Genomic DNA, 25,335 nt, shown 5'->3' on the forward strand with positions numbered 1-25,335 from the left:
AAGATTTGGAGAACCTTACCCATGGCACACTACAGCTTAACGCCGCGCGTCAAAGTGTTGGCAGAACGTTTAATCTCACAAAAAAGCACCCTGTGCACCGAACACGCCACCACGCTGAACGCCCTTGATGGCGATATCGCCGGGGTTCCCGCCGCCGTCAAACCGGCGCGCCGTTTCTATGAACTGATGCGCCAGCTGCCGCTGTGCATCAGCGCTGACGAACTGATCGTCGGCAACCAGACCCGCAAACCGCACGGGGCGATTTTCCACGACGAGAGCGCCGTCCGTCGCCCGTCCGCGTTCCAGTTCCTCAACCTGAATAGCGACCTCGACTCCCCGGATTACAAGCTGGTGATCGAAAAAGGCGTACTGGCGATAAAACATCAGTTGGAAGAGAAAACCCGCGCGCTGGGCAGCGCCGTCAGCCGCAGCGGCATGGACGAAGTCAACGGCTGCCGCGCGGCCATCTACGCCTGCGATGCCCTGATGGCGCTGGCGCAAAACCTGGCCAACAGCGCCGAACAGCTGGCCGCCGCGGAAACCAATGCTTACCGCCGGGCGGAATTGCTGGACAGCGCCGCCATTCTGCACCACGTTCCGGCACATCCGGCGCGCAGCTTCAAAGAGGCGTGCCAGGCCTTTTATCTGTTCCAGCTGGCGCTCCAGCTCGATAACGGCAGCTACGCCGTCAACCCGGAAGGCGCCGACAAAGCCCTGCTGCCGTACTACCAGCACGATATCAACAGCGGCGCGCTCTCCCCGCAGCAGGCATATGAAATCGTCGAATCCCTGTGGTTCAAGCTGGCGGAACTGTGCGAAGTGCGCGCCGCCTGCGCGATCGACGGTTATCCGATGTTCGACGCCCTGCTGCACGGCGCAAGCCTTGAGAACGCGCGCATCAACGAACTCTCCGACATGTTCCTCAGCGCGCAGCACAACCTGAGCGCCCTGCATCTGCCGGTGCGTCTGTTCAAGGGCGTCCAGCACGTTTCCGCCGCCCCGTTTGCCGCCGCCGGCGAAACGCAGGCAGCAGAAGGGCTGACCCCGCGCATGCAGCGCCTGCGTAACCACTACCTGACCGTGCGCCCGAGCGTCTCTATCTACCGCGCGCTGGCCTTTACCGAAGTGGTCAAAGCCAACCCCGGCATGCCGACGATTCTGCTGCGCGCCAAAGCCTTCCGCCACGCCTGCGAAACCGCGCCGATTCTGATTCAGGACGATGAGCTGATCGTCGGTCATCCATGCGGCAAGCCGCGCGCGGGCGCCTTCTCACCGGATATCGCCTGGCGCTGGGTGCGCGACGAACTCGATACCATGAGCACCCGTCCGCAGGATCCGTTTGAGATCAGCGAAGAAGATAAGAAAACCATTCGCGAAGAGATCGTGCCGTTCTGGGAAGGCCGCTCGCTGGACGAAATCTGCGAAGCCCAGTACCGCGAAGCCGGCGTATGGGCGTTCAGCGGCGAAACCTTCGTCAGCGACCTCTCCTACCACCAGATCAACGGCGGCGGCGACACCTGCCCGGGCTACGACGTACTGCTATTTACCAAAGGGATGAACGGCATTAAAGCCGACGCCGAGGCGCACCTTGCCAGCCTGAGCATGGAAAACCCGGAAGATATCGACCGCATCTACTACTACAAAGCAGCGATTGAAACCTGCGAAGGGGTGATTAACTACGCGCACCGCATCGCCGCCCGCGCCCGCGAACTGGCAGCGATTGAGCAGAACGCCCAGCGCCGCGCCGAGCTGCTGACCATCGCCGAGGTGAACCAGAACGTGCCGGCGAATCCGCCGAAAACCCTGCAGGAAGCGCTGCAAAGCATCTGGACCGTGGAGTCGCTGTTTGAAATCGAAGAGAACCAGACCGGGCTATCGCTGGGCCGCGTAGACCAGTACTGCTACCCGATGTTTGAAGCCGATATCCGCGAAGGCCGCCTGACGCACGACACCGCGCTGGAGCTGCTACAGGCGTTTATCATCAAATGCGCCGAGCTGATGTGGATGTCCAGCGAGCTGGGAGCGAAATATTTCGCTGGCTATCAGCCGTTTATCAACCTGACCGTCGGCGGTCAGAAGCGCTCCGGCGGCGATGCCTGTAACGACCTGACCTACCTGATCATGGACGCCGTGCGCTTCGTGAAGGTTTACCAGCCGTCGCTGGCCTGCCGTATTCACAACCAGTCGCCGCAGAAGTATATGGAAAAAATCGTCGACGTCGTCAAAGCGGGGATGGGCTTCCCGGCCTGCCACTTCGACGACTCCCATATCAAGATGATGCTGCGTAAAGGCTTCGATTTCGAAGATGCCCGCGATTACTGCCTGATGGGCTGCGTCGAACCGCAGAAATCCGGCCGCATCTATCAGTGGACCTCCACCGGCTACACCCAGTGGCCCATCGCCATTGAGTTCGTTTTAAACCGCGGCCGCATGGTGCTGTTCGACAGCTATCAGGGGCTGGATACCGGCGACCTGCGCGACCTGCGCACTTTCGAAGAATTCGACGCGGCGGTGAAACAGCAGATCGCCCATATCGTGCGCCTGTCGGCGATCGGTACCGTCATCAGCCAGCGCGTGCACCGCGACGTGGCGCCGAAGCCGCTGATGTCGCTGCTGGTGGAAGGCTGCATGGAAAAAGGCAAAGACGTTGCCGCCGGCGGCGCGATGATCAACCACGGCCCGGGGCTGATCTTCTCCGGTCTGGCGACCTACGTCGACTCCATGGCGGCGATTCGTAAGCTGGTGTTTGAAGATAAGAAATACACCCTCGAGCAGGTACGCGATGCGCTGCTGGCGAACTTCGAAGGCTTTGAAGGCCTGCGCCGCGACTGCCTCAACGCGCCGAAATACGGCAACGATGATAACTACGTCGATCGGTATGCGCTGGATATCACCGAGTGGACCGAGCGCGAGTGCCGTAAGTACAAGATGCTCTACTCCACCCTGAGCCACGGCACCCTGTCCATCTCCAACAACACGCCGATCGGCGAGCTGACCAACGCCACGCCGAACGGTCGCCTGGCGTGGATGCCGCTCTCCGACGGCATCAGCCCGACTCAGGGCGCGGATAAGCAGGGCCCGACGGCGATCATCAAGTCGGTGAGCAAGATGAACGTTGAAACCATGAACATCGGCATGGTGCACAACTTCAAGTTCCTCAAAGGGCTGCTGGATACCCCGGAAGGTCGTCACGGCCTGATTACCCTGCTGCGCACCGCGTCGATTCTCGGCAACGGCCAAATGCAGTTCAGCTATGTCGATAACGACGTGCTGAAAAAAGCCCAGCAGGAGCCGGAAAAATATCGCGACCTGATCGTCCGCGTCGCGGGCTACAGCGCCTACTTCGTTGAGCTGTGTAAAGAAGTTCAGGACGAGATCATCAGCCGTACGGTCATCGAGAAGTTCTGATAAAGACACGGACGTTTTTGGACACGGATGTCCCGATCGTTTTTCTGGAGGTATGTGTGAGCGCAAAACAAGAATTAACCGGGCGAATATTCAATATTCAGAAATATTCGATCTATGACGGCGATGGGATCCGCACGCTGGTTTTTTTCAAAGGCTGCAATATTCGCTGCCCGTGGTGCGCTAACCCGGAAGGGCTGAATAGCCAGTTTCAGGTGATGTTCTCACAGGATAAATGCATTAACTGCGGCGACTGCGTCAACGTCTGCCCGGCGGGAATTCATTATCGGGCGGAAGAAAACGGCGAAATGAAGCATTTCGTCAACCGCAACAAAGACTGTATCGGCTGCCGCAAGTGCGAAGAGATCTGCACCCAGAACGCGCTGGATATTATGGGTAAAGATGTCACCGTCAGCGAGCTGATGGAGATCATCATGCAGGACTACGACTTTTATATCTCCTCCGGCGGCGGCGTCACCATCGGCGGCGGGGAAATGAGCCTGCAGACCGACTTTGCCGTCGCGCTATTTAGCGAATGCAAAAAGATGATGCTCAATACCGCCGTGGAAACGCAGGGCACCACGCCGCTGGCCAATTATCAAAAGCTGGCGCCGGTGACCGACACCTTCTTATTCGATATTAAGCAAATTAACAGCGAGCACCATAAAGCGTTATTTGGCATCGGTAACGAAGGCATTCGCCGCAACCTGGAGTGGCTGGTGGATTCCGGCGCTAACGTCATTATCCGCATGCCGCTGGTTCGCGGCTATAACGACTCGTTCGATGCCATTACCGGGGCCATTGATTATGTACAAAAGCTGGCGAAGCGCGGAAATATCCGCCGCATCGATATGCTGCCGTACCACCAGCTCGGGCGCAAAAAATATGAGCGCCTCGATATGCCCTATCCCATTACCCAGGACCCAACGTATTCCGCCGAGGAGTTAGACCGGCTGGAAACGTTCTTCACGCAGTTTGATTTTGATATTCGCTTAGTCCGCCATTAACAGGAGCCGACAATGAAAAGTTTAGGCGTAATTGAAACGCGAGGGTTAGTTGCCGCCGTTCAGGCCGTGGATGCCGCCTGTAAAAGCGCAGGCGTGTCCTGCATTGGCTACCGCAAAGTCGGTTCGGGGCTAGTGAGCGTCTGCTTTGAAGGGGAGATCAGCGCGATTCACACCGCTATCGAACGCGGCGTGGCCGTCGCCGCGCTCATCGACCCGCAGGTGAAATCCCTGACGATCGCCCGTCCGGAGCGCAGCGTCGTCGACGCTCTCAGCACTCTAAAAGGCCGTCCGCCGCGCGCGGAAGCTGCCGCGCCGCTTGAGGCTGAAGCCGTCGCGCCCGCAGCTGTGGAAACAAGGGAACCCACTGAACCCGCCGCTGCGCCTGCGCCGACGGAAGATAAAAACGCGGCGATGAGGAAAGGGAAGAAGGCATGATCGACACCCTGCTCCATGAAAAAATCGCCGCCCGCCTGAGCCACGCGGCTCCGGCTATCCCGGTCGGCATCTCTAACCGCCACGTCCATCTGGCGCAGCAGGACGTCGAAGCGCTGTTTGGCAAGGGCTACGTCCTGACGCCGTTTAAGCCGCTGCGCCAGCCGGGGCAGTTCGCGGCCCAGGAGTGCGTCACCGTGGTCGGTCCGAAGGGCTCGCTCACCCAGGTGCGCGTCCTCGGCCCAACCCGCCCGGTATCGCAGCTGGAAATCTCCCGCGCCGACTGCTTTACCCTCGGCATCAAAGCGCCGGTTCGCGAATCCGGCCAGTTGGAGAACGCGGGCAGCGCGCTGCTGATCGGCCCGGCAGGCCACGTTGAGCTGCGATCTCAGGTGATCTGCGCCTGGCGGCATATCCATATGTCGCCGCAGGACGCCCGCCAGCTGAACGTCGCCAACGGCCAGAAGGTTAGCGTCCGCAGCGACGGCGAACGCCAGTTGACCTTCGATGAAGTGGTGGTGCGGGTGCGCGAAGACTTTGCGCTGGAGTTTCATATTGATACCGAAGAGGCCAACGCCGCCGGCTTGAAAAACGGCGCGCAGGTCACGCTCATCGGCTAAAGGAGGCTCGCCATGACCGACCAACAGATGGAAGACCTGGTTGAACGCATTATCCAGCGTCTGCGGCCGCCGGTACTGGTGATGGTGACCGCCGCGGCGGGCTACCGGCACGCTATTCGTCAGCGGCTGGCCAGCTGCGGCGAGAGCCTGCACCTGGCGCTGGATAGCGGGATTGGCGACGGCGAGCAGTGGCGGGCTATTGGTAAAACGCTGGCGGCGGCCGACTGGCAACAGGAGCTGCCTTCTGCCTCGTATAAGGCGCTGTTGCTGCCGTTTCTCGACTACCCGCTGGCGGCGGATCTGCTGAAGGGTTCCCTGCACAGTCCCGTTGCCCGCCGCGTGCACGATGCCCTGCTGAGCGGCCTGCCGGTACTGGCGCTGCGCTATCACTGCGATCCCGCCAGCGAGCTTAATCAGCTGCGTGGAGCGCAGCCTGATACCGCTTACGCCGGGCATATGCAGGCCACGCTGGCCCGCCTGGCCGAATGCGGCATCGCGCTGTGCACCATGAACGAATTGCTGGAGAAGCTGACGTCGGGTCGCGAAGCGGCGGCGCCGTCGGCGAGCAGCCCGCGGCGTTATCTCACTGTCACAGACGTGGTGAATAATCCGGCGCTGGCCTGTGCTCCTGAAGCGCAGTTGACCGATGCCGCTATCGATTTTTTAAAAAACAGAAAAAAAGAACCTTACCTTAAATAGTAAACCCGGAGTTTAACTTATGTCTTCAAAAACAAAGTGTTGGCTATGGATGCTGCTGGTTATCGTTTCCGAAACCTCAGCCACCTCCACCCTCAAAATGTTCGGCGGCAGTGAAGGGATGACCAAAATGCTGCTGCTCGGGCTACTGGTGCTGCTGTACTGCACCTGCTACTACTCGCTGTCCCGCGCGGTGAAGGATATTCCCGTCGGTCTGGCCTACGCCACCTGGTCCGGTACCGGCATCCTCGTGGTGTCGACCCTGGGAATGGCGTTTTACGGCCAGCACCCGGACACCGCCGCCATTATCGGTATGGCGGTTATCGCCAGCGGGATCGTGATCATGAACCTGTTTTCCAAAATGGGTAGCGAAGAGAGCGAGGAAGCGCCCGCGCAACCAGTCGCTGCATCTCTGGACAAAAAAGTCGCCAACTAACAAAAAAAGGAATTACCTATGTTTAACCTCGGATTTTTATGGCTGGCGCTGTCTATCGGCTCCGAAATCACCGGCACATCGATGATCAAAAAGACCAACGGCTTCAGCAAGCTGGCGCCGTCGGTGCTGGTGGTCTGCGCCTACGGCCTGTGCTACTTCGCCCTCACCCGCGCGATGAGCACTATTCCGGTCGGCGTCGCCTACTCGCTGTGGTGCGGTTTTGGCATCGTCGGCGTCACGATTTGCTCAATGATCCTTTATAAGCAAAAACCGGATATCCCGGCCATTCTCGCCATGGTGCTGATCATCTCCGGCGGCATCATTATGAACGTCTTCTCCAGCATGTAAGTCCCGCCTGCGCCTTCATTGATTGCGGTGAAGGCGCTAATAACCTCACTCAATAAGCCATTATTGGCGTAATAAAAAAACAAAAAACCATCGCCTGCTAATCAATAACGCTAAAAAGACGACGAGCGTCAAATTTTTATACTCCGCTTATCGATAAATAATTTTTTGTGATTTTAATCGTGGTTATTTTCTCATTTTACCTTATTTTTATGGCATCCCTTCACTCACAGAGGACGATGTCATGACGCAAAAATCGATTTATCGCCTCATTGCCCAGGGCGGCCTGGACGACTGGTATAATTTAGATCACCGCATCTCCAACGACTTCCCTCGTTAATTCTCCGCTGCTGTTCATTCCCTAAAAAATTAATTCAGCACTGCGTTTAGTCGCTATTTGTTGCGTCTGTTATTTGTCGCCAAATAGCCAAACGCGGCACAGCATCCCCATGGAGAAAATAAATGAAACGTATTCCTGAGCCGTTCCGCATTAAAATGGTCGAAAACATTCGTATGACTACCTTTGACGATCGCGTCAAAGCGCTGGAAGAGGCGGGCTATAACCCGTTTTTGCTCAACAGCCAGGACGTGTATATCGACCTGCTGACCGACTCCGGCACCGGCGCGATGAGCGACCATCAGTGGGCCGGGCTGATGATGGGCGACGAAGCCTACGCCGGGTCGCGTAACTATCAGCATCTGTGCGAAAAGGTCAAAGAGATTATCGGCTATCCATATACCATTCCCACCCATCAGGGGCGCGGCGCGGAGCAGATTCTGTTCCCGAGCCTGATTGCTCGCCGCAAGTCGGCGCATCCGGTGTTTATTTCCAACTTCCACTTCGATACCACCGCCGCGCACGTGGAGCTCAACGGCGCGAAAGCCATTAACGTGGTGACGCCGAAAGCCTTCGACACTACCTCGTGGTACGACTGGAAAGGCAACTTTGATATTGATTTGCTCAAAGCGACCATCGCCGAACACGGCGCGGAAAACGTGGCGGCGATTATTACCACCGTCACCTGTAACAGCTCCGGCGGCCAACCGGTATCGCTGGCAAATATGCGCGAGGTGTATCAGATTGCCCGCCAGAATAATATTCCGGTGGTGATCGACTCCGCCCGCTTCTGCGAAAACGCCTGGTTTATTAAACAGCGCGAAGAGGGCTACGCCGATAAATCGGTGAAAGAGATTATTCTTGAGATGTACCAGTACGGCGATATGCTGACCATGTCCGCCAAGAAAGACCCGATGGTGAATATCGGCGGACTCTGCTGCTTCCGCGATGACGAAGATCTCTTCAACGAAGTGCGCATCCGCTGCGTGCCGATGGAGGGCTTTGTCACCTACGGCGGCCTGGCGGGGCGCGATATGGAGGCGTTGGCTATCGGCCTGGAAGAAGGGACCAACGAGGATTACCTCGCTTATCGCATCAATCAGGTGGAATACCTCGGCGAACGCCTGCGCGAAGGCGGCATTCCGATTCAGTATCCGACCGGCGGCCATGCGGTGTTCGTCGATGCTAAGCTGCTGCTGCCGCATATCCCACCGGAGCAGTTCCCGGCGCACGCGCTAAACAACGAGCTGTATCTGGAAGCGGGCATCCGCAGCGTGGAAATCGGCTCCCTGTTGCTGGGCCGCGACCCGCAAACCGGCAAACAGAAGGCGTCGCCGATGGAGCTGCTGCGCCTGACCATTCCGCGCCGGGTTTATACCAACGATCATATGGACTATATCGCTGATGCGCTGATCGCCGTTAAGGCCCGCGCCGCCACGATTAAGGGTCTGACCTTTACCTATGAGCCGCCGGTACTGCGCCACTTTGTCGCCAGACTGAAACCGGTGAAATAAATAACGTCCTGGCGCTCTCGCAACGGGAGCGCCATTAATTTAAATCCATCTCTTTAAGCTCAATCATTCGGGTTGCGCCGGGTAGCCGTTTGCCCGCAGCCGTTATCTGTACCCTAAATAATTCGAGTTGCAGAAAGGCGGCAAGAGAGGGACAAATTCGTCGGGAACGAATTTGACCAGCCGAAGGCTGGCCTCCGGTGAGAGGCAGGAGCCTCTCATTAATCCCCAGGAGCTTACTGAGGTAAGTGACTGGGGTGAGTGAACGCAGCCAACACATCTGCAACTTGAAGTATGACGGGTATAATAATTATAGCCACGTGAGGAATGCACCTTATGGCTACACTATCAGTCTCAAAAGCGGTCTCAACAAATACGCCATCGCTGATTGGCGGAGCGATGATTATCGGCGGCACGATTATTGGCGCCGGCATGTTTTCTTTACCGGTGGTGATGTCCGGTGCCTGGTTTTTCTGGTCGCTGTTGGCGCTCATTTTTACCTGGTTTTGCATGCTGCACTCCGGGTTAATGATCCTCGAAGCCAATCTCAATTATCATATTGGCGCCAGCTTCGACACGATTACCAAGGATTTACTCGGAAACGGCTGGAATATTATTAACGGCCTGACCGTCGCCTTTGTTTTATATATCCTGACCTACGCCTATATTTCCGCCAGCGGTTCTGTTATTCAGCATACTTTTGCGCAGATGAACCTCGCGGTTCCCGCACGCCTGGGCGGACTGGCGTTCGCGCTGGTGGTCGCCTTTATCGTCTGGCTGAGTACGAAAGCGGTAAGCCGGATGACGACTATTGTGCTGGGCGCCAAAATCCTCACCTTCTTTATGACCTTCGGCGGCCTGATGTGGCACGTGGAGCCCGCGATTCTGTTTAACCGCTCAGAAGCCAACGCGTCATATTTGCCCTACGTGCTGATGACGCTACCGTTCTGTCTCGCCTCATTTGGCTATCACGGTAACGTCCCCAGCCTGATGAAGTATTACGGTAAAGATCCGCTTATCATTCGCCGCTGCCTGCTGCTCGGCACGCTGATGGCGCTGGTGCTGTATATCATCTGGCTGGTCGGCACCATGGGTAATATCCCGCGCCCGGCGTTTATTGCTATCGCCGAAAAAGGCGGCAATATCGACGTGCTGGTACAGACCTTAAGCGGCCTGCTGAACAGTTCGACCCTGGACTTACTGCTGACGGTCTTTTCCAACTTCGCCGTCGCCAGCTCGTTCCTGGGCGTCACGCTCGGCCTGTTTGATTATCTGGCGGATCTGTTTAAGTTTGACGATAGCCGGCTGGGGCGGTTTAAAACCGCGCTGGTGACCTTTCTGCCGCCGATCGCCGGCGGGCTGCTGTGGCCTAACGGTTTTATCTACGCCATTGGTTTCGCCGGTCTCGCCGCCACCGTCTGGGCCGCTATCGTCCCCGCCCTGCTGGCGCGCGCCTCGCGCAGGCGTTTCGGCAGCCCGAACTATCGGGTCTGGGGCGGCAATGCCATGATTATCCTGATTTTGTGCTTCGGCGGCGCCAACGCAATAATTCATATTTTATCCAGCTTTAACCTGCTGCCGGTTTATCGCTGAATGAAAAAGGGCTTTTACTGCCGCGGCTTTTCGTGGCAGGATAAAAAGATGAACAGAAACGTTGTCATCTCTCACCTCCGCCGTTGGTGGCTGCCTGCATAACAGGCGGCAAGATTTGACGTTTCCTCTATTCAAAGCCGCCGGAAGGCGGCTTTGTTGTTTCTGAGTGTCGCCCTTCGGCCTGATAGCATCCTAAGGAGTCACTCATGAACACCAGCCAAACGATCCTGACCGGCGACCGTCCTACCGGCCAGCTGCACCTCGGCCACTACGTCGGTTCCCTGCGCCAGCGCGTGCTGCTCCAGCACGACCACCAGCAGTTTATCCTCGTCGCGGATCTCCAGGGTCTGACCGACAACGGCAGCAACCCGCAAAAAATCAGCAGCAATATCCTTGAGGTGATGGCTGATTATCTCGCCGTCGGCATCGATCCGCAGAAGACCACCATTTGCCTGCAATCCGCCCTGCCGGCGCTGGCCGAACTCAGCGCGCTGTATATGAATATTGTCACCGTCGCCCGGGTTGAACGTAATCCGACGGTAAAAAATGAAATCGCCCAGAAGGGGTTTTCCCGCTCGCTGCCGGTGGGATTTTTAGCCTATCCCATTAGCCAGGCCGCCGATATCACCGCCTTTAAGGCCGAACTGGTGCCGGTCGGCGACGATCAGCTACCGATGATTGAACAGACCAATGAGATCGTGCACAAAATGAATAGCCTGACCACGACGCCGATCTTACAGCACTGCAAAGCGCTGCTCAGCGACGTCAGCCGCCTGCCGGGCATCGATGGCAATGCCAAAATGTCGAAATCGCTGGGGAACACCCTCACCCTTTCGGCCAGTGAAGAGGAGATCCATCGTGCGGTCAGCGCCATGTATACCGACCCGAATCACCTGCGGGTCGCCGACCCGGGTCAGGTAGAAGGCAACGTGGTCTTCACTTATCTCGACGCCTTTCATGCTGATAAGGCTTTCGTTGCCGATATGAAAGCCCACTATCGGCGCGGAGGACTGGGAGACAGGCAGTGTAAAAACGCGCTGGAGACCTGCTTACAGGAGCTGCTGGCGCCAATACGCGAACGCCGGGCGACCTATATTCAGGATAAAGGCATGCTGCTGACGCTGCTGCGCCGGGGAAGCGAGCGAGCGCACGAACTGACACAACGGACGCTGCATGAAGTGAAGCGTGGCCTGGGGCTGCCGGTGCTGTTTTGAGGCGCGGAGATCTCGCCGCATTGAAATCCGCTGCCACATCTCTCCCGGGGGCGGCGCTTGGCGCGCCTTGCCCGGGCTACATGTTCACAGCCGTCTGCGATCCGGTAGCCCGGACAGGCGCAGCGCGCCGCCTCCGGGATGGGCCGTCAGCTTAATTTCCGTCGCTTTCATGCATTTTCACGCAGTTGCGCCCATCGCGCTTGGCGACGTACAGCGCGCTGTCGGCATCGCGCAGCAGCAGATTGTAATCCGGATGACCGGTGTGGACGGCGTAGCCGATGCTGGCGGTAATCGAAATCTCATTGTCAGCGCCAACGCTAAACGCCAGTTGGCTGATTTTTTTACGCAGCCGTTCAAGGATAGTAAAAGCTTCCGCCGCGCCGGTCTCCACCAGCACCAGCAGAAACTCCTCGCCGCCGTAGCGGAAGATATAATCACTGGAACGAATGTTATCGCTGAGCAACTCCGCAACATGCTTGATGGCCCGATCACCGACCATATGACCCCAGCTATCATTGATCTCTTTAAAGTGGTCGATATCGATAATCGCCACCGTCATCGGCAGCTCATACTCCATCGCCAGCGTCACTTCATGCTTGAGGACAACCGGCAGATAGCGACGGTTCAGCAGGCTGGTCAGCGAATCCTTACCGCTTTGCATCTGCGACAGGCTGCTAAAGAGTACCCCCAGCTGGCTGCCGATCTGCTGGCAATGGATATGAATCCCCTGCAGCAGAGCCTGCGTATTTTTATACTCAGAACCGTCAGAGGAGGATTTCCAGGCGGATAACAGCGCATCCACCTTGCTAATTAAATCGGCGATCTCCTCCATTTGCGGATTTTTGTTAAAATAACGCACGCATTTATGGCGGAACCACAGACCAAATTCCGAATCAGATAATAACGCGCCGTTAATATCTGTCTTATTATCGCTAACGATATTAAAAATAGCGGTATTTTCCCAACCGGAGAGCGAGGCCTGCTGCTTGCCATATTCCAGCGGAACGTTATCCATCAGGCTATACAGGCGGTAGGCTTCTTCATTTTTTGTCGCCCGATAGTGCGACAAAGTATAGGCATGACACATCATCTCTACCGCCATGTTAATGGCCATGATGGCGTAGTAGATGGCGGCGACGCTGGTTTCGCGATCGAGGTGACTATCGCGGATATTTTCAATCAGCCCGGCTTTTAGCTGGCGCGCGCCGCGAAGCACGGCCTCTGCCGGGATACCGATACGCGAATGGATGCTGCCGATCAGGTACTGCCGCTCCGCCAGCGCCTGCAAATTCTCTTTCTCACACATCAGGATATCTTTCACCCACCCGGCCAGCGAGCTACTGAGCCGCTCCTGGACTAAATCATAGGTAAGATGCCTGGCGATATCCGGGTCCTGAAAAATAAAGTCATAGAAACGGGTCGCTAACGCCTCCGCCTGCTGCCCGGCGATATTTTTAAGTACCGCCTTCACCTCCGGCGTCAGGCTGTCGTACAGCGGCAACCATTCCTTAAAAATAATTGAGATATATTTTTGGCTTTCATCTTTCATTGAATAAAGCGCTCGCCTGGCGTGAGTGTATTTTCAGGGCCGGAGATCATACAACAGTTCTCCTGGAGCAACCAGATTAAAAATGCGCCAGTTCCCTACCAATAATATCCTCAGGTTATTAGCGTTGTGCGATAGCTTATAAGTATGATGATTTAATGAAGCGCTATGAGATTGTACGAGCGAGTGCCCGAAGCATTAAACCCAAATAGTATTATGGGTAATATTGGCATATCGGTTCGCGGCTGTTTTTATGTTAACCCTGCGACAAGTCCATGTTTTCCATATGGACATAATTAGTGCGGGTGTTAGTATTGCATTGACGGTAGCAATAAATATGCGTGTTTCATTTAAGGCGAGGATTGCTGATGATGACCACATTAATCGCACCTCTTTCCGACCGGTTCGCCGCGCAGCAGGATTCACGCGCCGGTTGGCCTTGCCCCCCATTCCTCCCTTTCCTGAAGAGACGATACTTCGCCACGCGGAGGAGAAGCGCGCACCACTCAGCCTATGGAACAAAGCGAGTCGCATATGGACAAAATCAAACGACGTTGGGTTGGATACGTTATTGGTTTACTGGTGGTGATTGCCGCAGCGGCATGGTGGATGCTGCGCCCGCCGGGAATTCCGGCGGGCTTTGCCAGCAGTAACGGCAGAATTGAAGCTACGGAAGTCGATATCGCCACCAAAACCGCCGGGCGTATCGAGACGATACTGGTCAAGGAGGGGCAGTTTGTTCACCAGGGTGACGTTCTGGCCCGCATGGATACCCGCGTGCTCAACGAACAACGGCTGGAAGCCGCTGCGCAAATCAAGGAAGCAGAGAGCGCGATTGCCGCCGCGAAAGCCCTGCTCGACCAGCGCCAAAGCGAAATGCGCGCTACGGAAGCGGTAGTGAAGCAGCGGCAGGCGGAGCTGAACTCCTCGGCTAAACGACACGTCCGCTCCAGCACGCTCTCGCAGCGCGGCGCGGTCTCCGCGCAGCAGCTGGATGACGACCAGGCGGCGGCAGAAAGCGCCAGAGCGGCGCTGGAATCCGCCAAAGCGCAGGTCTCTGCCGCCAGGGCCGCAATTGAGGCGGCGCGAACCAGCATCATTCAGGCGCAAACCCGGGTCGAGGCCGCCCAGGCGACCGAACGGCGGATTATCGCCGATATCGACGATAGCGAGCTGAAAGCCCCGCGCGATGGCCGCATTCAGTACCGCGTCGCCGAACCGGGAGAGGTGCTGGCGGCGGGCGGCCGGGTGCTGAATATGGTCGACTTATCCGATGTCTATATGACCTTCTTCCTGCCTACCGAGCAGGCAGGTCTGCTGGCGCTGGGCAGCGAAGCGCGAATTATCCTTGATGCCGCGCCGAATCTGGTGATCCCCGCCAATATCAGTTTTGTCGCCAGTGTGGCGCAGTTTACGCCTAAAACGGTGGAAACCAGCGACGAAAGGCTGAAACTGATGTTCCGCGTGAAAGCCCGCATTCCGCCAGCGCTGCTGGCGGAGCATCTGGAGTATGTGAAGACCGGCCTGCCCGGGATGGCCTGGGTTCGTCTGGATAACCAGCTGGCGTGGCCTGAAGCGCTGACGGTGAGGCTACCGCAATGAAAACCGTCGCCCGCCTGGAAAACGTTAGCCAGCGCTTTGGCGCAACCGTCGCGCTGAAGGACATTACGCTGAGCATTCCCGCCCGCCGTATGGTAGGGCTGATCGGGCCCGATGGCGTGGGCAAGTCCAGCCTGCTCTCGCTGATTTCCGGCGCGCGCGTGATTGAGCGCGGTAACGTCATGGTGCTCGGCGGCGATATGAGCGATGTGCGCCATCGCCAGGATGTCTGCCCGAAAATCGCCTGGATGCCCCAGGGGCTGGGGAAGAACCTCTACCACACTCTGTCGGTCTATGAAAACGTCGATTTCTTCGCCCGTCTGTTCGGCCATGATAAAGCCGAACGCGACATCCGCATCAATGAGCTGCTCCAGAGTACCGGCCTGGCGCCGTTTCGCGATCGTCCGGCAGGAAAACTCTCCGGGGGGATGAAACAAAAGCTCGGCCTGTGCTGCGCGCTTATTCACGACCCGCAGCTGCTGATACTCGATGAACCCACCACCGGCGTCGATCCCCTCTCGCGAGCGCAGTTTTGGGATCTGATCGACAACATCCGCCAGCGTCAGCCGGAGATGAGCGTCCTGGTCGCCACCGCTTACATGGAGGAGGCGGAGCGCTTTGACTGGCTGGTAGCCATGAACGCGGGGGAAGTTCTGGCGACCGGCAGCGCCGATGAGCTTAAAGCGCACACGGCGAGTCAGACGCTGGAGCAGGCATTTATCGCCCTGCTACCCGAAGCTCAGCGCCTGGCGCATAAAGAGGTGATCATCCCGCCGCGCCAGGCCGATGAAAGCGAAATTGCGATTGAAGCGCGCGGGCTCACCATGCGCTTCGGTAATTTTATCGCCGTTGACCACGTGAACTTTCGTATCGCCCGCGGCGAGATTTTCGGTTTCCTCGGCTCTAACGGCTGCGGCAAATCAACGACCATGAAAATGCTGACCGGGTTGCTACCGGCCAGCGAAGGCGAGGCGTGGCTGTTTGGCCAACCGGTCGACCCCAGGGACATCGAAACCCGCCGCCGCGTCGGCTATATGTCGCAGGCCTTTTCCCTCTATAGCGAACTGACCGTGCGGCAAAACCTCGAACTGCATGCCCGCCTGTTCCATATACCGGATGCGGAGATCCCCGGACGGATCGCCGAAATGAGCCAGCGCTTTATGCTGGAAGAGGTTGAGGACACCCTGCCCGCTTCGCTGCCGCTAGGTATCCGCCAGCGGCTCTCGCTGGCGGTCGCGGTGATCCACCGCCCGGAAATGTTAATCCTTGATGAACCCACCTCCGGCGTCGATCCGGTGGCCCGGGATATGTTCTGGCAGCTAATGGTCGATCTTGCGCGTCAGGACCGGGTGACGATTTTTATCTCCACCCATTTTATGAATGAAGCGGAGCGTTGCGATCGCATTTCGCTGATGCATGCCGGAAAAGTGCTGGCCAGCAATACGCCGCAGGCGCTGGTCGAACAGCGCGGATCGGCCAGCCTTGAAGAGGCGTTCATTGCCTGGCTACAGGAAGCAGCGGATACCGCCCAGCCGCCTGATGCGCAGGCTGCACCGGTTCCCGCGATAGAACACAAAGCCGAAAGCGTGGCGCCGCGCCAGGGGTTTAGCCTGCAGCGCCTGTTTAGCTACAGTCGCCGCGAAGCGCTTGAGCTTCGCCGCGATCCGGTGCGATCGACCCTGGCCCTGCTCGGCACCGTGATCCTGATGTTTATCATGGGCTACGGGATCAGTATGGACGTCGAAGATCTGCGGTTTGCGGTGCTCGACCGCGACCAGACCGTCAGCAGCCAGGCCTGGTCGCAAAATATCGCCGGTTCGCGCTACTTCATCGAACAACCGCCGCTGCAAAGCTATAGCGAACTGGACAGAAGAATGCGTAACGGCGAGCTGGCGGTGGCTATCGAAATTCCGCCTAATTTTGGCCGTGATATCGCCCGGGGAACGCCGGTGCAAATTGGCGTATGGGTGGACGGCGCGATGCCGAACCGCGCGGAAACGGTGCGCGGCTACGTGCAGGCCATGCATCTGGCCTGGCTACAGGAGATGGCCGGTCGCCAGGCCAGCCCCAATCGCGATACATCGCTGATTTCCATCGAGACCCGCTACCGCTATAACCCGGATGTGAAGAGCCTGCCGGCAATCGTCCCGGCGGTAATTCCGCTGCTGTTGATGATGATCCCGGCGATGCTCAGCGCGCTTAGCGTGGTCCGCGAGAAAGAGCTCGGCTCAATTATCAATTTGTACGTGACGCCAACCACCCGCAGCGAATTTCTGCTGGGTAAACAGGTGCCGTATATCGTGCTGGGGATGTTCAACTTCTTCCTGCTCTGCGCGCTGTCGGTCTTTGTTTTTGGCGTACCGCACAAAGGGAGTTTTCTGACGCTCACCCTCGCCGCGCTGCTCTACGTCACTATCGCCACCGGGCTTGGCCTGCTGATCTCCACCTTTATGAAAAGCCAGATTGCGGCGATTTTCGGCACCGCGATCATTACGCTTATCCCGGCGACGCAGTTCTCGGGAATGATCGATCCCGTTGCCTCGCTGGAAGGGCCCGGCCGCTGGATTGGCCAGATTTATCCAACCAGCCACTTTCTGACCATCGCGCGCGGAACGTTCTCCAAAGCGCTGAATCTGACGGATTTGTGGGGATCCTTTATTCCGCTGCTTATCGCAGTTCCGCTGGTGCTGGGCCTGAGCGTGTGGCTGTTGAAAAAACAGGAGGGATAATGCGCGGATTACGCAATATTTATAATTTGGGGATGAAAGAGCTACGCAGCCTGCTGGGCGATAAAGCGATGCTGACGTTAATTGTCTTTGCTTTTACCGTCTCGGTGTACTCCTCCGCGACCGTCATGCCGGGTTCGCTGCATCTGGCGCCCATCGCTATTGCCGACATGGATAAGTCGCAGCTCTCATCGCGCATTATCAATGGGTTTTACCGGCCCTGGTTTTTGCCGCCGGCGCTGATCACCGCTGATGAGATGGATGCCGGGCTGGATGCGGGACGCTATACTTTCGCCATCAATATTCCGCCGGGTTTCCAGCACGACGTTCTGGCCGGACGCCAGCCCGAGCTGCAGGTTAACGTCGACGCGACGCGAATGAGCCAGGCGTTTACCGGCAATAGCTATATCCAGAATATCGTCACCGGCGAGGTGAACAGCTTTGTCGCCCGCTACCGGGACAACGGCACGCTGCCGGTTGAGCTGGCCGTCAGAATGCGTTTTAACCCGAACCTGGAACAGGAGCGTTTTGGCGCCGTCATGGCAATTATCAATAATATCACCATGCTGGCGATCGTGCTGACCGGTTCGGCGCTGATACGTGAGCGGGAACATGGCACCATAGAGCACCTGCTGGTTATGCCGGTCACGCCGTTTGAGATCATGATGGCGAAGATATGGTCAATGGGGCTGGTGGTGCTGGTGGTTTCCGGACTCTCCCTGATCTTGATGGTTCAGGGTGTATTGCAAGTACCGATAGAGGGCTCGATATCGCTCTTTATGCTTGGGGTGGCCCTGAGCCTGTTTGCCACCACCTCGATCGGCATTTTTATGGGTACGGTGGCGCGTTCCATGCCGCAGCTGGGGCTGCTGATGATTCTGGTGCTGTTGCCGCTGCAGATGCTTTCCGGCGGCTCGACGCCACGGGAAAGTATGCCGCAGGCTGTACAGGATATTATGCTCACCATGCCGACAACCCACTTTGTCAGTCTGGCGCAGGCCATTCTTTATCGCGGCGCGGATTTCTCGATCGTCTGGCCGCAGTTTCTGACGCTGCTAGCTATCGGTGGGGTGTTTTTTACTGTCGCGCTACTGCGTTTTCGTAAAACGATCGGTGAGATGGCCTGAGTCAATGCCGGTGCCGCTCCCTGTGGTCGCAGCATCGGCGTTATTTATTTCGATTCATAAAGCGCCGCAGAGCCCAGGTGAACCCCATCGCCATGCTGAACAGGATAAACAGCAGCAGCACCCAGCTGACGGAAATTCTCAGTAGCGCGCTTAGCGTCATAAGTGGCTGAAGATAGACGGTAAAGGAGTGTTCGGTAGGCTTTCCGAGCAGAACCATCAGCCCATCTGTTAACCAGACAAGCGCCCGACATACCAGCCAGATGATCGCCGGCCAGCAGAGCAAGACCAGAAAGGTAAAACGCTCCCGGATATAATTTATTGGTTGGCGCAGAGGAGGCCAGTTAATCAGAAATTTCATTTATATTCTCATATTGCCAGCCGGTAACATGCACTATTCGTCAAAAGACGTTACCGGGTTAGCTTCCATACAGGCAATGCACCCTATGTTTTTAGCAAATTTGAATTAACTTAAACCAGATCGAGTTAACAAAGTGTTAAGGACACTAAGTCATTTCGCAGAAAAAGTCCAGCTGTTATGCCTGCTTCCCGGCATGATAAGGGGGTTCCGTATCTATTTGTTAACCTGATTACATTAGAGTAACTTAAGAATTAAACCGGAAATATTCTTAATATAATTCACATTAAATATTAAGAGACGAGTTTATATATATTTTTATTTTCATATAAAACATACATCCTAAGAAACACCTCCTTCATAAGGTTATTTTATTGAGAAAATAAATCCTTTGCAGGTTATTTCTCAATAAAAAAACAGGCTTAAAAGGGCACTATTTTCTCCTTCACCGCAGCTGATAATCATTTCCTCTAACGACTCGCCTCAATATTCAGCGTTCTTGTTCCAAGTCCAGATCAGACAGGAAAACCACTTCAATTTCATTGCGATATAAATCAATATTGTTTTAATACGGCGGATACCTCATCACAATAGCCGTTCGGCTGACACGTTCAGTAATGTTAGGTATTGCTGTATCAGCTGCTGAAACGGCCGAACTCATCCTATAAGGTAAACTAAAGGAACAGCCCGCTGCGTCACTTTCATGCGTTAGCGACGCTTTAACCGGAGGGAGGGCGTATGACAGGCTTCAGGCTGGAAAACATGAATGCTGTCGGTAACGTGATACAACTCTGGCGTTAGTTCTCAGGCCACAAAAACGCAAAAAGCCCATCCGTCAGGATGGGCTCTTCACGTGTTTGATGCCTGGCAGTTCCCTACTCTCACATGGGGAGACCCCACACTACCATCGGCGCTACGGCGTTTCACTTCTGAGTTCGGCATGGGGTCAGGTGGGACCACCGCGCTATCGCCGCCAGGCAAATTCTGTTGTCAGAAACGAATCTTTTACACCGATGCTGCGTTGGCTGCATTCGTAAAGTCAGTCACATACCTCAGTATGCTCCTTCCTTTACTTCATTTGCCGCCTTGCCTCAGCGTAAAATCTTTCGTTCCCGAAAATCTGTAATCAATGCTGAAATTGTTGTCTCTCAAATCCGCCAAAACATCTTCGGCGTTGTAAGGTTAAGCCTCACGGTTCATTAGTACCGGTTAGCTCAACGCATCGCTGCGCTTACACACCCGGCCTATCAACGTCGTCGTCTTCAACGTTCCTTCAGGACTCTCAAGGAGTCAGGGAGAACTCATCTCGGGGCAAGTTTCGTACTTAGATGCTTTCAGCACTTATCTCTTCCGCATTTAGCTACCGGGCAATGCCATTGGCATGACAACCCGAACACCAGTGATGCGTCCACTCCGGTCCTCTCGTACTAGGAGCAGCCCCCCTCAATTCTCCAGCGCCCACGGCAGATAGGGACCGAACTGTCTCACGACGTTCTAAACCCAGCTCGCGTACCACTTTAAATGGCGAACAGCCATACCCTTGGGACCTACTTCAGCCCCAGGATGTGATGAGCCGACATCGAGGTGCCAAACACCGCCGTCGATATGAACTCTTGGGCGGTATCAGCCTGTTATCCCGGAGTACCTTTTATCCGTTGAGCGATGGCCCTTCCATTCAGAACCACCGGATCACTATGACCTGCTTTCGCACCTGCTCGCGCCGTCACGCTCGCAGTCAAGCCAGCTTATGCCATTGCACTAACCTCCTGATGTCCGACCAGGATTAGCTGACCTTCGTGCTCCTCCGTTACTCTTTAGGAGGAGACCGCCCCAGTCAAACTACCCACCAGACACTGTCCGCAACCCGGATTACGGGCCCACGTTAGAACACCAGCCATTAAAGGGTGGTATTTCAAGGATGGCTCCATGCAGACTGGCGTCCACACTTCAAAGCCTCCCACCTATCCTACACATCAAGGACCAGTGTTCAGTGTCAAGCTATAGTAAAGGTTCACGGGGTCTTTCCGTCTTGCCGCGGGTACACTGCATCTTCACAGCGAGTTCAATTTCACTGAGTCTCGGGTGGAGACAGCCTGGCCATCATTACGCCATTCGTGCAGGTCGGAACTTACCCGACAAGGAATTTCGCTACCTTAGGACCGTTATAGTTACGGCCGCCGTTTACCGGGGCTTCGATCAAGAGCTTCTCCTTACGGATAACCCCATCAATTAACCTTCCGGCACCGGGCAGGCGTCACACCGTATACGTCCACTTTCGTGTTTGCACAGTGCTGTGTTTTTAATAAACAGTTGCAGCCAGCTGGTATCTTCGACTGATTTCAGCTCCATGAGTAAATCACTTCACCTACATATCAGCGTGCCTTCTCCCGAAGTTACGGCACCATTTTGCCTAGTTCCTTCACCCGAGTTCTCTCAAGCGCCTTGGTATTCTCTACCTGACCACCTGTGTCGGTTTGGGGTACGATTTGATGTTACCTGATGCTTAGAGGCTTTTCCTGGAAGCAGGGCATTTGTCACTTCAGCACCGTAGTGCCTCGTCATCACACCTCAGCGTTAGTAAGGTTCCGGATTTACCTGGAATCTCCGCCTACATGCTTAAACCGGGACAACCGTCGCCCGGCCAACATAGCCTTCTCCGTCCCCCCTTCGCAGTAACACCAAGTACAGGAATATTAACCTGTTTCCCATCGACTACGCCTTTCGGCCTCGCCTTAGGGGTCGACTCACCCTGCCCCGATTAACGTTGGACAGGAACCCTTGGTCTTCCGGCGTGCGGGTTTTTCACCCGCATTATCGTTACTTATGTCAGCATTCGCACTTCTGATACCTCCAGCAACCCTCACAGGCCACCTTCAACGGCTTACAGAACGCTCCCCTACCCAACAACGCATAAGCGTCGCTGCCGCAGCTTCGGTGCATGGTTTAGCCCCGTTACATCTTCCGCGCAGGCCGACTCGACCAGTGAGCTATTACGCTTTCTTTAAATGATGGCTGCTTCTAAGCCAACATCCTGGCTGTCTGGGCCTTCCCACATCGTTTCCCACTTAACCATGACTTTGGGACCTTAGCTGGCGGTCTGGGTTGTTTCCCTCTTCACGACGGACGTTAGCACCCGCCGTGTGTCTCCCGTGATAACATTCTTCGGTATTCGTAGTTTGCATCGGGTTGGTAAGTCGGGATGACCCCCTAGCCGAAACAGTGCTCTACCCCGAAGATGAGTTCACGAGGCGCTACCTAAATAGCTTTCGGGGAGAACCAGCTATCTCCCGGTTTGATTGGCCTTTCACCCCCAGCCACAAGTCATCCGCTAATTTTTCAACATTAGTCGGTTCGGTCCTCCAGTTAGTGTTACCCAACCTTCAACCTGCCCATGGCTAGATCACCGGGTTTCGGGTCTATACCCTGCAACTTAACGCCCAGTTAAGACTCGGTTTCCCTGCGGCTCCCCTATACGGTTAACCTTGCTACAGAATATAAGTCGCTGACCCATTATACAAAAGGTACGCAGTCACCCAACAAGTGGGCTCCTACTGCTTGTACGTACACGGTTTCAGGTTCTTTTTCACTCCCCTCGCCGGGGTTCTTTTCGCCTTTCCCTCACGGTACTGGTTCACTATCGGTCAGTCAGGAGTATTTAGCCTTGGAGGATGGTCCCCCATATTCAGACAGGATACCACGTGTCCCGCCCTACTCTTCGAGTTCACAGCCTGTGCGTTTTAGTGTACGGGAGTATCACCCTGTACCCTGCGACTTTCCAGACGCTTCCACTAACACACAAGCTGATTCAGACTCCGGGCTGCTCCCCGTTCGCTCGCCGCTACTGGGGGAATCTCGGTTGATTTCTTTTCCTCGGGGTACTTAGATGTTTCAGTTCCCCCGGTTCGCCTCGTTTGACTATGTATTCATCAAACGATAGTGCAACGAATTGCACTGGGTTTCCCCATTCGGACATCGCCGGCTGTAACGGTTCATATCACCTTACCGACGCTTTTCGCAGATTAGCACGTCCTTCATCGCCTCTGACTGCCAGGGCATCCACCGTGTACGCTTAGTCGCTTAACCTCACAACCCGAAGATGTTTCGTAAAACATCGTCGTGTCGCGAAAATTTGAGAGACTCGAACACACATAACATGTGTGTCGTTTCAATTTTCAGCTTGATCCAGATTTTTAAAGAGCAAATATCTCAAACGTCACCCGAAGATGAGTTTTGAGATATCGGTTGGTTGTGCCTTTCACTCACAGCCAGCAAGTGGCGTCCCCTAGGGGATTCGAACCCCTGTTGCCGCCGTGAAAGGGCGGAGTCCTAACCGCTAGACGAAGGGGACACGAGGTGTCACGACTTCGCAGCCGTCTTGCTTCTTTACATCTATCAGACAATCTGTGTGAGCACTACAAAGGCAGGTTCTTTAAGGTAAGGAGGTGATCCAACCGCAGGTTCCCCTACGGTTACCTTGTTACGACTTCACCCCAGTCATGAATCACAAAGTGGTAAGCGCCCTCCCGAAGGTTAAGCTACCTACTTCTTTTGCAACCCACTCCCATGGTGTGACGGGCGGTGTGTACAAGGCCCGGGAACGTATTCACCGTGGCATTCTGATCCACGATTACTAGCGATTCCGACTTCATGGAGTCGAGTTGCAGACTCCAATCCGGACTACGACATACTTTATGAGGTCCGCTTGCTCTCGCGAGGTCGCTTCTCTTTGTATATGCCATTGTAGCACGTGTGTAGCCCTACTCGTAAGGGCCATGATGACTTGACGTCATCCCCACCTTCCTCCAGTTTATCACTGGCAGTCTCCTTTGAGTTCCCGACCGAATCGCTGGCAACAAAGGATAAGGGTTGCGCTCGTTGCGGGACTTAACCCAACATTTCACAACACGAGCTGACGACAGCCATGCAGCACCTGTCTCAGAGTTCCCGAAGGCACCAAAGCATCTCTGCTAAGTTCTCTGGATGTCAAGAGTAGGTAAGGTTCTTCGCGTTGCATCGAATTAAACCACATGCTCCACCGCTTGTGCGGGCCCCCGTCAATTCATTTGAGTTTTAACCTTGCGGCCGTACTCCCCAGGCGGTCGACTTAACGCGTTAGCTCCGGAAGCCACTCCTCAAGGGAACAACCTCCAAGTCGACATCGTTTACAGCGTGGACTACCAGGGTATCTAATCCTGTTTGCTCCCCACGCTTTCGCACCTGAGCGTCAGTCTTTGTCCAGGGGGCCGCCTTCGCCACCGGTATTCCTCCAGATCTCTACGCATTTCACCGCTACACCTGGAATTCTACCCCCCTCTACAAGACTCCAGCCTGCCAGTTTCGAATGCAGTTCCCAGGTTGAGCCCGGGGATTTCACATCCGACTTGACAGACCGCCTGCGTGCGCTTTACGCCCAGTAATTCCGATTAACGCTTGCACCCTCCGTATTACCGCGGCTGCTGGCACGGAGTTAGCCGGTGCTTCTTCTGCGGGTAACGTCAATGAATAAGGTTATTAACCTTACTCCCTTCCTCCCCGCTGAAAGTACTTTACAACCCGAAGGCCTTCTTCATACACGCGGCATGGCTGCATCAGGCTTGCGCCCATTGTGCAATATTCCCCACTGCTGCCTCCCGTAGGAGTCTGGACCGTGTCTCAGTTCCAGTGTGGCTGGTCATCCTCTCAGACCAGCTAGGGATCGTCGCCTAGGTGAGCCGTTACCCCACCTACTAGCTAATCCCATCTGGGCACATCTGATGGCAAGAGGCCCGAAGGTCCCCCTCTTTGGTCTTGCGACGTTATGCGGTATTAGCTACCGTTTCCAGTAGTTATCCCCCTCCATCAGGCAGTTTCCCAGACATTACTCACCCGTCCGCCACTCGTCACCCGAGAGCAAGCTCTCTGTGCTACCGTTCGACTTGCATGTGTTAGGCCTGCCGCCAGCGTTCAATCTGAGCCATGATCAAACTCTTCAATTTAAGTTTGATGCTCGTGAATTAAACTTCGTAATGAATTACGTGTTCACTCAGAGACTTGGTATTCATTTTTCGTCCGAGGACGTTAAGAATCCATGTCACTTTGAGTGCCCACACAGATTGTCTGATAAATTGTTAAAGAGCAGTGCAACGCGGCTTTCGCTCACCGTTGCGAGGTGGCGTATATTACGCTTTCCTCTTTCAGAGTCAACCCTGTTTTTCAGGATTTTTTCTCTTCAACCAACCGGCTGTTTGTGTGAAGTGATTCACATCTGCCGTGTCAGTGGGAGCGCATTATAGGGAGCTGCCGGGATATAGCAACCCTTAAAATACAAAAAACTTATCAAACGCTCATAATTTAAACTTCCCACGCCCCATCCACGCCAGAAAAAATGGGGAAAAGCCAGACGCCAC

16 protein-coding genes, 1 tRNA gene and 3 rRNA genes are annotated in these 25,335 nt (G+C 55.6%); 14 read left to right on the forward strand and 6 right to left on the reverse strand.

The window, feature by feature from the left end:
- Window positions 1-21 precede the first annotated feature (21 nt).
- The 11 genes from cutC to trpS all read left to right on the forward strand — a co-directional run bounded on the left by cutC (window position 22) and on the right by trpS (window position 11,596).
- The gene (cutC, locus tag EGY08_RS11620; RefSeq protein WP_123828508.1) at window positions 22-3,408 is read left to right on the forward strand and encodes a choline trimethylamine-lyase; all 3,387 of its coding nucleotides are present in this window, start codon (window positions 22-24) and stop codon (window positions 3,406-3,408) included.
- Between the two features lie 56 nt (window positions 3,409-3,464).
- A complete protein-coding gene (gene cutD, locus EGY08_RS11625; protein WP_004128480.1) occupies window positions 3,465-4,412 on the forward strand; it encodes a choline TMA-lyase-activating enzyme in 948 nt (315 codons plus the stop codon).
- 12 nt (window positions 4,413-4,424) lie between these two features.
- The gene (locus tag EGY08_RS11630; protein WP_004098223.1) at window positions 4,425-4,847 is read left to right on the forward strand and encodes a BMC domain-containing protein; all 423 of its coding nucleotides are present in this window, start codon (window positions 4,425-4,427) and stop codon (window positions 4,845-4,847) included.
- Window positions 4,844-5,464 (forward strand): phosphate propanoyltransferase, encoded by a 621-nt coding sequence (locus EGY08_RS11635; protein WP_004128477.1) that lies wholly within the window; start codon window positions 4,844-4,846, stop codon window positions 5,462-5,464. The genes EGY08_RS11630 and EGY08_RS11635 overlap by 4 nt, the downstream gene beginning before the upstream one ends.
- Window positions 5,465-5,476: 12 nt before the next feature.
- Window positions 5,477-6,163, forward strand: coding sequence for a hypothetical protein (locus EGY08_RS11640; RefSeq protein WP_123828509.1), 687 nt, complete (start codon window positions 5,477-5,479; stop codon window positions 6,161-6,163).
- Window positions 6,164-6,182: 19 nt separating this feature from the next.
- Window positions 6,183-6,596, forward strand: a complete 414-nt coding sequence (locus tag EGY08_RS11645; RefSeq protein WP_049114468.1) for a DMT family transporter — start codon at window positions 6,183-6,185, stop codon at window positions 6,594-6,596.
- 18 nt (window positions 6,597-6,614) lie between these two features.
- Window positions 6,615-6,944, forward strand: a complete 330-nt coding sequence (locus tag EGY08_RS11650) for a DMT family transporter (RefSeq protein ID WP_004108688.1) — start codon at window positions 6,615-6,617, stop codon at window positions 6,942-6,944.
- A gap of 241 nt (window positions 6,945-7,185) precedes the next feature.
- The gene (gene tnaC / locus EGY08_RS11655) at window positions 7,186-7,281 is read left to right on the forward strand and encodes a tryptophanase leader peptide (RefSeq protein ID WP_004098218.1); all 96 of its coding nucleotides are present in this window, start codon (window positions 7,186-7,188) and stop codon (window positions 7,279-7,281) included.
- 122 nt (window positions 7,282-7,403) lie between these two features.
- A complete protein-coding gene (gene tnaA, locus EGY08_RS11660; RefSeq protein WP_004128455.1) occupies window positions 7,404-8,792 on the forward strand; it encodes a tryptophanase in 1,389 nt (462 codons plus the stop codon).
- A gap of 333 nt (window positions 8,793-9,125) precedes the next feature.
- Window positions 9,126-10,382, forward strand: coding sequence for a tryptophan permease (gene mtr / locus EGY08_RS11670; protein ID WP_004128446.1), 1,257 nt, complete (start codon window positions 9,126-9,128; stop codon window positions 10,380-10,382).
- Between the two features lie 206 nt (window positions 10,383-10,588).
- Complete coding sequence (trpS, locus tag EGY08_RS11675; protein ID WP_004128443.1) at window positions 10,589-11,596, forward strand: tryptophan--tRNA ligase; 1,008 nt, start codon at window positions 10,589-10,591, stop codon at window positions 11,594-11,596.
- A 151-nt stretch (window positions 11,597-11,747) separates the two neighbouring features.
- Here the strand turns inward: trpS and EGY08_RS11680 are convergent, their stop codons facing one another.
- Complete coding sequence (locus tag EGY08_RS11680) at window positions 11,748-13,145, reverse strand: GGDEF domain-containing protein (protein ID WP_004128440.1); 1,398 nt, start codon at window positions 13,143-13,145, stop codon at window positions 11,748-11,750.
- A gap of 531 nt (window positions 13,146-13,676) precedes the next feature.
- Between EGY08_RS11680 and EGY08_RS11685 the strand changes: the two genes are divergently transcribed.
- From EGY08_RS11685 to EGY08_RS11695, 3 genes are read left to right on the forward strand one after another with little or no spacing between them, the layout of a single operon-like run.
- On the forward strand, window positions 13,677-14,744 hold the full coding sequence (locus tag EGY08_RS11685) for an HlyD family secretion protein (protein WP_004128432.1): 1,068 nt from the start codon (window positions 13,677-13,679) through the stop codon (window positions 14,742-14,744).
- Window positions 14,741-17,470: a ribosome-associated ATPase/putative transporter RbbA gene (gene rbbA / locus EGY08_RS11690; RefSeq protein ID WP_123828510.1), complete on the forward strand. Its 2,730-nt coding sequence runs from the start codon at window positions 14,741-14,743 to the stop codon at window positions 17,468-17,470. The genes EGY08_RS11685 and rbbA overlap by 4 nt, the downstream gene beginning before the upstream one ends.
- Entirely contained in the window at window positions 17,470-18,594 is a 1,125-nt protein-coding gene (locus EGY08_RS11695) for an ABC transporter permease (protein ID WP_004128428.1), read from the forward strand. The genes rbbA and EGY08_RS11695 overlap by 1 nt, the downstream gene beginning before the upstream one ends.
- A gap of 40 nt (window positions 18,595-18,634) precedes the next feature.
- Here EGY08_RS11695 and EGY08_RS11700 read toward each other — a convergent pair whose 3' ends face one another.
- The 5 genes from EGY08_RS11700 to EGY08_RS11720 all read right to left on the reverse strand — a co-directional run bounded on the left by EGY08_RS11700 (window position 18,635) and on the right by EGY08_RS11720 (window position 24,924).
- Window positions 18,635-18,952, reverse strand: coding sequence for a hypothetical protein (locus EGY08_RS11700; RefSeq protein ID WP_004128418.1), 318 nt, complete (start codon window positions 18,950-18,952; stop codon window positions 18,635-18,637).
- An 859-nt stretch (window positions 18,953-19,811) separates the two neighbouring features.
- A 5S ribosomal RNA gene (rrf, locus tag EGY08_RS11705) occupies window positions 19,812-19,927 on the reverse strand.
- 200 nt (window positions 19,928-20,127) lie between these two features.
- Window positions 20,128-23,032 (reverse strand): 23S ribosomal RNA (locus EGY08_RS11710).
- Between the two features lie 190 nt (window positions 23,033-23,222).
- A tRNA-Glu gene (locus EGY08_RS11715) sits at window positions 23,223-23,297 on the reverse strand.
- A gap of 87 nt (window positions 23,298-23,384) precedes the next feature.
- Window positions 23,385-24,924 (reverse strand): 16S ribosomal RNA (locus EGY08_RS11720).
- The 16S, 23S and 5S rRNA genes sit together here with 1 tRNA gene alongside, the layout of an rRNA operon.
- Between the last annotated feature and the right edge of the window lie 411 nt (window positions 24,925-25,335).

This window comes from Klebsiella sp. FDAARGOS_511, assembly GCF_003812845.1.
Classification (GTDB): Bacteria; Pseudomonadota; Gammaproteobacteria; order Enterobacterales; family Enterobacteriaceae; genus Klebsiella; species Klebsiella grimontii.